The sequence below is a fragment of the Thermoplasmatales archaeon genome, from assembly GCA_014361195.1.
GTDB lineage: Archaea > Thermoplasmatota > E2 > UBA202 > JdFR-43 > JACIWB01.
This window is the reverse complement of sequence record JACIWA010000013.1, coordinates 1-10,962: the sequence shown is the minus strand read 5'-3', so window position 1 is coordinate 10,962 and position 10,962 is coordinate 1. Positions and strand designations below refer to the sequence as shown.

Here is a 10,962-nt window from a genome sequence, read left to right as displayed (position 1 = left end):
CTACTCACAACACACTATATGGAAGAAGCCGACAAACTCTGCGACAAAGTAGCCATAATGAACCGTGGAAAAATCATAAAAGCAGACACACCAGCAAAACTCAAAAGAGAACTAAAAGCAGACACAATAAAAGTAAAGGTAGAAAGGCCCAGGGAATTTGTAGAGAAAGTCCAAGGATTACCTGGGGTGAAAGAAGCTTACAACACACAGGATATAGTGAAATTGTTAGTAGAGAGGGGTGAAAACCTCATACCGGAGATAGTGAACTTCGCAACACAAAAAAATTTCAACATAAGATCAGTAGAACTGGAACATCCAACACTAGAAGATGTATTCATAAAATACACAGGAAACAAAATAACAGAAACATAAAATGGGGGATAAGAAAAATTTAACCTAGAGGGCAGAATATGGGCGAAATAGAGGGAATATACACCATATGGTTAAGGGAGATGAAAAGATTCCTACGCTACAGATCCAGGATAGTCACTTCCATCGTAACTCCACTGCTCTGGCTAATCATATTCGGAACCGGGCTTGGAGCTTCAATAAGATTCGCAGCAGTCCCGGGAGGCTACAGAGCATTTATCTACCCGGGCATAATAGGCCAAACCATACTATTTACAAGCATATTCTCAGGAGTTTCAGTAATAATAGACAGACAGTATGGTTTCCTCAAAGAGATACTGGTAGCGCCGATATCAAGACCATCAATAGTCCTTGGAAAAGCTTTGGGTATAAGCACGGCCTCAATGATACAAACAACCATACTATTATTGTTATCATTCCTCGTAGGGGTCACAATGACGCCAGCATGTTTCATTGTAACTATGATACTTTCATTGATAATATCATTAGGTTTTGGCGGGTTAGGACTCATGATAGCAGCGTTCACAGATAGCATGGAAGGATTCAACCTTATAATGAGCTTCATAGTACTGCCTATTTTCTTACTGAGCGGGGCTTTATTCCCTATTACCGGCTTGCCAACATGGTTAAAAAATGCAGTCTATATAAATCCTCTAACTTATGGCGTGGATGCATTACGTTATACAATACTTAGAAGGTCTGTGCTCCCCCTTGAGATTAATTTTGCAATTATCAGCATATTTGCTGTTATAATGGTTTTTTTAGCAGCTTTCATATTCAACGTGAAAGAACAAAGCCTAATGTAAAATAGAAAGGAGTGATTGATTTTGTGTGAACTATTAGGACTATGTTTTAACCAAGAAGTGAAGCCCTCCTTCTCCTTGAGGGGTTTTAGTCTAAGATCAAAATATAACCCCCACGGCTGGGGATTGGCCTTCTATCCAGATAAATCCGCCCAAGTGTATAAAGAGCCCACACCCTCCAGAGAAAGTCCACTGGCCAAATTCCTAAAAAATTATGACCCAATCAAGTCCAAGATCATAATATCCCACATCAGATATAAAAGTGCAGGAAATGTGACTTATAAGAACACCCACCCTTTTCAGAGGGAATGGGATGGGAGAGACTACATATTCGCCCATAATGGCAACTTATCTATCAACTGGCAAGGAGGAAGATATAAGCCAATAGGGGACACAGACTCCGAAATGGCATTCTGCCACATCATGGACCAAATCAGTAAAGAAGGGGTTACATTCAAAAGAACAACAGAATATAAGTGGCTTTGGACTATTCTCAATGATATCAACCAGCATGGAACTTTTAACTCCCTTAACTGCCTATTATCCGATGGCAAACATCTCTTCTGTTACCATGACCAAAATGGATACAACGGCTTATACCAACTCCACCGGAAAGCGCCCTATGGCCCCGTAACCCTAAGAGACGATGATTATCAGATAAACTTGGCTGATGAGAAAAGTCCAGATCAAGAGGGCTACATCATAGCCAGCCATCCACTGACCAACGAAAAATGGGAAAAATTCTCTCACGGACAATTAAGAGTCTACAAGGATGGAAAAGTAATCTATCATTACCCTTAACAAATAGATCCAAGAAACTGCAAATACTAAGAGAATAGCTACCTCATCTTACGCAGATACTAAATGTCATGCCTATTCACTGATATACCGAGCAAGTATCACTAAATGCACCAATTACAACAGTACATGTAGACATTCCATACCCGTCATGATACAAAATAAGTACTGGAAGACATAAGAGTCCCAAAAAAGTGTCTTAGAAAAACCTTAAGATTCCTTTACCCGTTCAAAAAACAAATCGCAAAAAATCTATTTAAGATTGATAAAAAAATAGAATCAGAAGAAAATAAGAAAAAAGCCCTTGAAGAGCTCTTTAGGACTCTACTCAATGATCTAATGACCGCGAAATTAAGGGTTAATAATTTAAACCTTTAGTGATAAAAATGAATGAAAGTACCTTTGTGGATATGTTGTGCGAAAAATTGGAAGATAAATTAGATGGTTTTACTAAGTGATTGTTAATGAAGATTTAAAATTTGAACTACCCCAAAAACCTAAAAGGGGTAGGCTGGCATTTCAAAATGATATATTAATTAAGAAGGGAGATTTACCTCTTGTTGTAATCGAAGCAAAGTACAATAGTCTAACTACACATGATATTTTAGTCTATTCAACGAAAGCTTTGAAGCATAAGGAGGTTTATCCTCAATTTAAGATATGGTCTTATTGTTGGTGGTTTTAGTTTTATTCCTGTCAGATTTTTCACACGTAATTATGGTTTTGACTTTGCTAGTGTAATCAAAGATCCAGACAGCCAAGAAATAGAAGAATTCCCGAGAATAGTTCATGGACAGGCAAAGGTTTCAGAAAGGCTCTTGGAAATATTGAAGAATAAGAGGAAAACGAAGGTTTACGCTACTATGATGGTGTTGGAAGATGGAGTTGGGTGATGAAAGGGTATCAGAGGCAGAAAGACGGGATTTATATTTAAAGAATTTCGTTAACTTGGAAAAAAACCAAAAGAAAGCGATAGAAGCGCCAGAGGAATAATAGATAATGGATTCCGGCAATTTATTGTCGTTATAATGTTTTTCGGATAAAGAATTTGCTGGAATCAACGGAGAGTAGCAGAATCTTTTATCTACCGTTATGAAATGCAAAACGGGATTGAAATTTTTCTTCTTTGAATGTCCGTGCAATGATGGGGGGATAGTTAAAATCAGACCAAAATGGGATTGAAATCTTATGCAATTGATGCTTTAAGATTCACTATTATTTAGAAGATTGGTGTTTCCACTGGAAGTTAACTTGCTTGTGATTACGGTATTTGCAATAATCACAGTCTTTGCAGCCGCATTCTTATTCGACACAAAGGAACAAAATCTAATGTAAAATTCTTGAAATTCATCCCCCCAAAGAAATCTTTTAGAAAAACTTGGAGACTCCACAAATCATTGGGTTAGAATAAATTATTTTGACTTTTATACTTCCTTTGCAATAAAAAAAGATAATACACCCATCCCATATTCATAGGAAGACACTTTATCCATTTACAAATAAAAACTAATATTACCATATAAATTGTTCATGGTATAAACATTAGCATAAAGTTTATATATTATAAGTTTACACACCACATAATATAGTTCACTCAAATAATATTTTAAACCCAAAAAATTATGGGGGCTTAAAATATTAGATTACATGTATCATTTAAGACCGAAGAAAAACCGCTCAGAATACCATACAATTACAATTATGCAATAAACTCCATGATATACAACAAAATAGCCGACAAAGACCTTGCAGCAAAATTACACCAAACAAAAAACTACAAATTTTTCACATTCTCAGAACTCCAAATCATGAAAAGAAAACCCCTCAAAAAATATCTAATAGCAGAAAACGGAGAAATAGGCCTCTACATATCATCACCAGACGAAGAATTCATCAAATCACTTGTAGAAGGATTTTTAACAAATCCCCAAATAAACCTTCTAAAAAATAAGATTTGGATAGAAAAAGTCAGCCTTCTAAAAAAACCTAAGATAAAAAAGCGAATGAAATTCAAAACTTTATCCCCTATCATCACACGAACGCTCAAGGAAGAAAATGGGAAGCTGAAACAATGGGATCTCAACCCAGCAGATCTTAAGTTCTATGAAAACCTGCAAAAAAACCTCCTCAACAAGTACATCGCATTCCATGGAGAATACAAAGGCGACGAATACATTAAAATAACCCCAGAACAGCGGTCGATAAAAAGGAAAAGAATCAGCATACCTAAGGAGGATGCGGAGACATACCATAGGGCCTATCATATGAGATTCGAGATAGAAGCCGAGCCCAAGCTTATTGAATTCGCATATGATTGCGGATTAGGGGAGAAAAATGGCATGGGATTTGGGATGGTTGCTCTTTGAGGTGTTAAAATGTTAGAAGCAGTTAAAGACATAGGAGAATACATTAAAAATGAGGAAAATATCGGTGAAGAAGAAATTTTTATTGAAGCTAACAAATTATCTAATGTCAAACATGTTATTTGTGTGGTATTTGAGAAGAAAAATAACAAATTGATATATAGTGATACTCATTTAGAGGAATATGAGGAAAGTAAAAATAAAAAGTATTTGTACAGGCAATTTTCACACCACTTATTTGATCTGGTTCCTACTTCAAAAACTCCATCATTAGAAAAATTAGACAGGCGGTGGGGTAAGTGGTTTAAAACTTATGCAAACAAACAAAATAATTTTTGGGGAAGTGACTTAATAAAATCATTACATGATCAAATTTTAGTGAAAGGTAAAAAAGAATTATCTGGGGATATTAAGGGTGATATAAAGAATATTTTAGATAACATACCTAAAAAAGAAAGAAATTCGCTCATTTTTACTGTTAAAATAAGAGAAGGAAATAGAGAAAAGTATCTTGGAGATTTTGAAATTTTCAGAAAAATTTTTGTAAAAGAGTCTATCAAAAAGTTTTTTACAAGAAAATTTGATCGTGAAATTAAATCAAAGGGCTTTGGAACGTGCTCACTTTGTAAGAGAGAAAAAGAAGTATATGGTTTTGCGTCTCCATTCTCAGTTTATACGGTCAAAAAAAAAGGATTCGCATCTAATTTGATTCAAGAAAATTCGTGGAAACAGTTGCCAATATGTGAAGATTGTGGAATTTCATTACAAATCGGTAAAGAATTCATCAACAAATACCTATCTAAAAATATTTACGCCTACGAATTTTATCTTGTTCCATATTTCATTTTTGGCAATATTCAAGACGAAATCATAGAAGAGATAAAAGATTATGAGAAAAGAAAGACGGCTAGAAGTTTGTTATCTTTAGAAGATGACATATTAGATATCATAAAAGAGAATAAAGATATAATAAACCTCATTTTTGTATTTTATAAGAGAAAACAGGGAGATTATTTCGATATTTTTGGGTATGTTGAAGATGTCCCTCCTTCATGGATAAAAAGACTTTTCGATGCCTTTTATGGGATTGAAATTTCTATTTTTTCTGAAAAAAATTTAAAGATAATCATGGGAGAAAAATGGGCTGGTGACTTATTGGATGGTTCATGGAATAATAAAAAGTTAGAAAAAATGGATTTAGGAGGCTTTTTAAGAACATTTTTCCCAAGCGGATACGATAAATACTTTTTAAGCATGATAGGAGCGATTTTATCTCGAAAATTTATAAATGAAGATTTTTTAATTAATGCGTTTATTAGAGAGATAAGAACTGCACATGTTAGGGATCAAATTTTCAAGGAAAAGTTATTGTGTTTAAAATCTCTCTACCTATTGCATTTCCTTGATGATCTCAATTTATTGAAGGTGAAAAAAATGGATATGAAAAAAGAAACAAAACACTCCCACGAAGGAAAACCAGAGTCTTTTTTTGGAGAATTTGAAAAAGCTTTTAACACCCCTGAAAAAAGGGCCGTGTTTTTAGAGGGAGTTTTAGCTAAATTCCTTCTAGATGTACAATATGCCCAGAGGAAATCTACCCCATTCCAGTCTAAGTTTAAAGGACTTAAACTAGATAAATCGGACATTAAAAGGTTATTTCCTGAAATCATAGAAAAGTTAAGGGAATATAATGTTGCATATCCTTGGCTGGAAGAGAAAATTTCCAGATATTTCATTGAAACAGAAGATGAAGGTTGGAAATTATCAAATAATGATATAAGTTATTATTTTGCTCTTGGATTAACTCTAGGAGACATTTTCAAAAAAAGGAGGTTAAAAGATGACTAATATTGTAAAAAATAGGTCTGAAATACTTTTTTTATATGATATCAAAGATGCGAACCCAAATGGAGATCCGCTCGATGAAAATAAACCAAGGATAGACGAAGAAACTGGTATAAACATAGTAACTGATGTAAGACTAAAAAGGACAATTAGAGATTATCTACATGACTTCAAAGACTGCAATGTTTTCATAATAAAAGATGTCAAAGATGATGGAACACAAAAGACCCGGGAAGAAAGAATAGAAGAACTCCAAAAAGACTTGAAAAGGCTCGAAGTTAAAGATGACAAAAAATTTGAAAAAGAGAAAAAATTGCTCCTAAACAAATACATAGATCTCAGATTATTCGGCGCCACTATAGCTCTAAAATCAGCTAAAGAAGGTGAAAAGGGCAGATCCATAACTCTAACAGGGCCTGTTCAATTTAAATTTGGAAGATCCTTACATCAGGTTGAACCTAAGAGCATAAAGGGAACTAGCGTAATGCCTTCAAAGGAAGAGGCAACACAGGGAACATTTATTGAAACACAAATTCTTCCATATTCTTTAATATGTTTTTATGGTATCATAAACGAAAACGCCGCCGGAGCAACACTTCTAAAGGAAGAAGATGTTGACTTATTGTTAGATGGCCTTTGGAATGGGACTAAAAACCTTATTACAAGGTCAAAGGTTGGACAAATGCCACGCTTACTTCTCAGAGTCGTTTATAAAGATAACAATTACCACCTAGGTGACTTGGATAGGAAAATAAAACTGATAACCGATAATAACATGGATGAAAGGGCAATAAGAGATATTTCAGACATAAAATTGGATGTTTCCAAATTACTTGAAGTCTTTGAGAATAACAAAGAGAAAATAGAAGGCATAGATGTTCAATTTGATGAAGATGTTAGCTTTGTACTTGAAGAGAGAGAAGTAACTGCAAATGAGTTAATGAAAGAATTAAAGCAAATAGCAAAAGTAAATACATTGAATTTATGAATGTGGTATCATGGAGATTGATAAAGCACTAGTTTTCGATTTGTGGGGAGATTACGGCCATTTTCGGAAAATAGAAACCACAACTTCTCCCCTAACTTATTCTATCCCTCCAATAACGGCTTTAAACGGATTAGTCGCGGCTATTTTGGGTTTCAGTAGAGATTCTTATTATGAAATTTTTTCTAGAGAAAACATAAAATTTGGCATAAGAGTCCAAAATCCTATAAAAAAGGTCAATGTAAATATCAATTTAGTAAATACTTCCAAAGGATTCCTCTTGTGGGACATAAAGGAGAATCCTCGTTCTCCGACTCCTTTTGAATTTTTGAAGGAGCCTTATTATAGGATTTATGTATGGATAAAGGATAAAGAGATTTATGGAAAGCTTAAAAAGTATCTTGAAGAGCATAAGAGCGTTTTTACCCCTTATATGGGACTTAGCGAACTCATAGCAAATTTCAAATTTGTAGGAGAATTTGACGTTTATAAAAAAACTGCTACTGGAGATTATGTAGAAAGTGTGATAAAGAAGGATGATGATCTTAAAATTAATGTCGATTGTTTAGAGGAAGGTATGCGTTGGATTGTGGAAAGCATTCCATTTTATATGGATAACAGTAGAAAAGTCTTGGATTACATACAAGTCATCTTCGAACAAAATGGAAGACCTTTAAAGGTTAGTGATGGGTTAATTTATCGGATTGGGGAAAATAACATTGTTTTCCTATAAACTTCATTCACATCCTAATAAATCCCTTTTAGAACATTTAAAAAATGTAGGTGAATTTTCAAAACAAATAGTTAATTCAAAGATCATACCACATAAAAAACTTTTTTCAGAGATTTCTTATTTAATAGGGATTTCCCATGATTTTGGAAAGTCAACAGAGGCTTTTCAAAAGATGTTGGCAACTGGAAAAAGAACAAAAAAGGCTAATCATAGTTTAATATCCTCTTTGTTCGGTTATTTTATTGTTAAAAAATTTCTAGAGGAAAGAGAAAAAATAGATAAATTTTGGTATATTCCACCGATCACTTGGATTGTTATAAACAAACACCATGGAAATATACAGGATATTAGATATGAAATAAACAAATTAAAAGATCAAAAAAAGATAAAGTTTGTAAAAGAGCAAATAGATGACATTAAGCCAAATATCGATGAACTTACGCAAATATATCAAAAATTACTTAAAGATTTTGATTTGAGCTTGTTTTTTGATATAAATATCAATTCTTTAATGGAAGAAATATATAGGAAAGTCAAGAAAATTAAAAGAAAAATGAAACTGGACTTTTATTTTAAAATATTATTTTTTTATTCTGTGTTGTTAGATTCTGACAAAATAGACGCATCCGGAAGTAAAATCCCTTCAAGAATCAAAAGCTTAAGAAAGAGTATTGTGGACGAATATAAATCTCGAAAATTTGTAAAAAAGAAAAGAATAGATAAAATAAGGGAAAAAGCATATAATGAAGTTAATAATGAACTTTCATCTTGCAATTTAGATAAAGATAGAATTTTATCCATTAATTTACCTACAGGTATAGGAAAAACCTTGACAGGATTTTCATTTGCTTTAGGGCTTCGAGAAAAAATAAAATCTAGATACAACTTTGAACCGAGAATAATTTATTCTCTTCCATTTTTAAGTATAATAGACCAAAACGCATCTACAATTTCCCAAATTCTGGATTTTAATAATTTAAAGATAAATTCGGAAATACCCTCCAATCTCTTTTTAAAACATCACCACCTTGCTGATATAAAATACAAAGAAATGAAGGATCACGAATTGAATATAATTGAAGACATCAATAAATCCCTGATCTTGACTGAAAGTTGGCATTCCGAAATCGTAATAACAACTTTTGTACAATTTTTCCATAGCATTATAACAAATAAGAATAGAGCAGCAAGAAAATTCCATAACATCATAAATTCAATTATATTATTAGACGAAATACAATCAATCCCCCACAAGTATTGGTTACTCATAAACAAAGTTCTCAAATATCTCGCTTTTCATTTCAATTGTTGGATTATATTGATGACAGCCACTAAGCCACTCATTTTTGATGCAGAAGAAATAAAAGAGTTAGTGAAAAATAAAGAATTTTATTTTAATTCATTCGATCGAGTCGATTTTAATTTTGATTTACAAGAAAGGAATTTCAATTCATTTAAAAAATTCATCTTAAATGAAATAAGCCAAAGACGCAATGAGAACATAATGGTAGTTTTAAACACAGTAAAATCTTCAAAAGACTTATACGAGTATCTCAAAAACAGTTTATGCTGCAAATATAATTTAAATCCTGAAGATATTTTAGATAATGATGGAATTTGTAACTTCCCGGATTTAGAGCTAATCAACATGTCAACACATATTTTACCATTGTATAGATTGAGGAGAATTGAACGTATCAAAAGAGATAGCAAAAGAAAGGTTATAATAACTACTCAATTGGTAGAAGCGGGAGTGGATATAAGTGTTGATGTCATATATAGGGATTTGGCACCATTGGATTCAATAATACAGACAGCAGGGAGATGTAATAGAAATTATGATGGAAAAAAGGGCGAAGTACATGTATTGATACTTAAAGATGAAAATGATAGGTTTTTCTATAGTTATATTTATGATCCTGTATTAATGGATATAACAAAGAAAATTTTAAGCAAAATTAACAGAAAAATCTCTGAAAAAGATTTTACTTTTAAGTCTGCTAACAATTATTATCATTTATTAAAAGAAAGAGGATCTTCTGACGATTCGAAAGTAATGATAAAAAATCTAAGACGATTAGATTTCTCAGAAACTTCTAAGTTTAACCTAATAGAGAAAGTAAGAACAATTTCTATCTTTATTGAATTAAATGAAGAAATAAAGAAAATCCGTGCAAAATTGGAGGAAATTTTAAGAATAAAAGATTTTTCCAGAAAGAAGAAGCTTAGAGAATTTAGAACATGCATTAATAACTTTACTTTATCAATAAATTACATAGGAAAACAAGATATATTCCAATTACCTCCAATTGGAGAATTGGAAGATTTCAGATATGTACCAATAGAAAATCTCAATGAATGGTACAACCTTGATATTGGATTCCAACCACCTCAAACCGACATCTCCATGAGACTTTTATAAAACTTAAAACAGATGGCACAGCTAAACCATAAATCCACATCTCTAAATGTTATCTCAACGTGATCTGAAATGATTTCAGATGTAAGGAAGCTTTTAGTACGTGGAACTCAAGTTAATTATTATTTTGTATGTAGAACTAAGCTTTGGCTTTTTTCTCACCATATACAAATGGAACAAGAATCAGATGTTGTTGAATTAGGGAAGTTATTACATGAGAATGCTTATAAAAGGGAAAAGAAGGGTTTAATAATTGATGATCTTATAGGTGCAGACTTTTTAAGGAGAGGAGATGTTCTTGAAGTGCATGAGATCAAGAAAACTGACAAGATAGAAAAAGCTCATTTCTTTCAGTTGCTTTACTATCTTTATTATTTGAAAAATGAAAAGGGAATAGAGAAGATTAGAGGTTTTATAGATTATCCAAAACTCCGCAAAAGGAAAGAAATAAGACTAACCCACGATATTGAGAAAAGATTAGAAAAAATTCTCCAAGATATAGACTCCATAATTAAAGGCGATGTTCCACAGCCTCAAAGGAAGAAAATATGTAGAAACTGTGCCTACCTTGAATTTTGTTGGTCATAACATCACGATGACTAGGAAAAATTACTATATACTTACAAATGGCCTCCTAAAAAGGAAAG

10 protein-coding genes are annotated in these 10,962 nt (G+C 32.8%); all 10 read left to right on the top strand.

The genetic code is table 11. The annotated features are described in order from the left end of the window. Positions 1-372 (top strand): DUF4162 domain-containing protein (locus H5T44_06265; GenBank protein MBC7081824.1); only part of this gene is annotated, 372 nt, incomplete at its 5' end. A 38-nt stretch (positions 373-410) separates the two neighbouring features. Continuing rightward, complete coding sequence (locus H5T44_06260; protein MBC7081823.1) at positions 411-1,175, top strand: ABC transporter permease; 765 nt, start codon at positions 411-413, stop codon at positions 1,173-1,175. A 21-nt stretch (positions 1,176-1,196) separates the two neighbouring features. Beyond that, positions 1,197-1,973, top strand: coding sequence for a class II glutamine amidotransferase (locus tag H5T44_06255; protein MBC7081822.1), 777 nt, complete (start codon positions 1,197-1,199; stop codon positions 1,971-1,973). 451 nt (positions 1,974-2,424) lie between these two features. Next, on the top strand, positions 2,425-2,655 hold the full coding sequence (locus H5T44_06250) for a hypothetical protein (GenBank protein ID MBC7081821.1): 231 nt from the start codon (positions 2,425-2,427) through the stop codon (positions 2,653-2,655). 1,030 nt (positions 2,656-3,685) lie between these two features. Then, entirely contained in the window at positions 3,686-4,336 is a 651-nt protein-coding gene (gene cas6 / locus H5T44_06245) for a CRISPR-associated endoribonuclease Cas6 (GenBank protein ID MBC7081820.1), read from the top strand. Between the two features lie 9 nt (positions 4,337-4,345). Then, positions 4,346-6,181 carry a type I-B CRISPR-associated protein Cas8b/Csh1 gene (gene cas8b, locus H5T44_06240; protein ID MBC7081819.1) on the top strand — a complete coding sequence of 612 codons (1,836 nt, stop codon included), beginning with the start codon at positions 4,346-4,348 and terminating at the stop codon, positions 6,179-6,181. Then, positions 6,174-7,166 carry a type I-B CRISPR-associated protein Cas7/Csh2 gene (cas7b, locus tag H5T44_06235; protein MBC7081818.1) on the top strand — a complete coding sequence of 331 codons (993 nt, stop codon included), beginning with the start codon at positions 6,174-6,176 and terminating at the stop codon, positions 7,164-7,166. Before cas8b ends, cas7b begins: the two co-directional genes overlap by 8 nt. Before the next feature lie 10 nt (positions 7,167-7,176). Next, positions 7,177-7,896, top strand: a complete 720-nt coding sequence (gene cas5b, locus H5T44_06230; GenBank protein ID MBC7081817.1) for a type I-B CRISPR-associated protein Cas5 — start codon at positions 7,177-7,179, stop codon at positions 7,894-7,896. Then, entirely contained in the window at positions 7,868-10,318 is a 2,451-nt protein-coding gene (locus H5T44_06225; protein ID MBC7081816.1) for a CRISPR-associated endonuclease Cas3'', read from the top strand. The genes cas5b and H5T44_06225 overlap by 29 nt, the downstream gene beginning before the upstream one ends. Before the next feature lie 69 nt (positions 10,319-10,387). Next, the gene (gene cas4, locus H5T44_06220) at positions 10,388-10,903 is read left to right on the top strand and encodes a CRISPR-associated protein Cas4 (protein MBC7081815.1); all 516 of its coding nucleotides are present in this window, start codon (positions 10,388-10,390) and stop codon (positions 10,901-10,903) included. Positions 10,904-10,962: the final 59 nt, after the last annotated feature.

Bases quoted from the DNA above. Each gene is read 5' to 3' on its own strand.
- cas8b (MBC7081819.1), top strand. From the start codon at position 4,346: ATGTTAGAAGCAGTTAAAGACATAGGAGAATACATTAAAAATGAGGAA.
- cas5b (MBC7081817.1), top strand. From the start codon at position 7,177: ATGGAGATTGATAAAGCACTAGTTTTCGATTTGTGGGGAGATTACGGC.
- cas4 (MBC7081815.1), top strand. From the start codon at position 10,388: ATGATTTCAGATGTAAGGAAGCTTTTAGTACGTGGAACTCAAGTTAAT.
- cas7b (MBC7081818.1), top strand. From the start codon at position 6,174: ATGACTAATATTGTAAAAAATAGGTCTGAAATACTTTTTTTATATGAT.
- H5T44_06260 (MBC7081823.1), top strand. From the start codon at position 411: ATGGGCGAAATAGAGGGAATATACACCATATGGTTAAGGGAGATGAAA.
- cas6 (MBC7081820.1), top strand. From the start codon at position 3,686: ATGATATACAACAAAATAGCCGACAAAGACCTTGCAGCAAAATTACAC.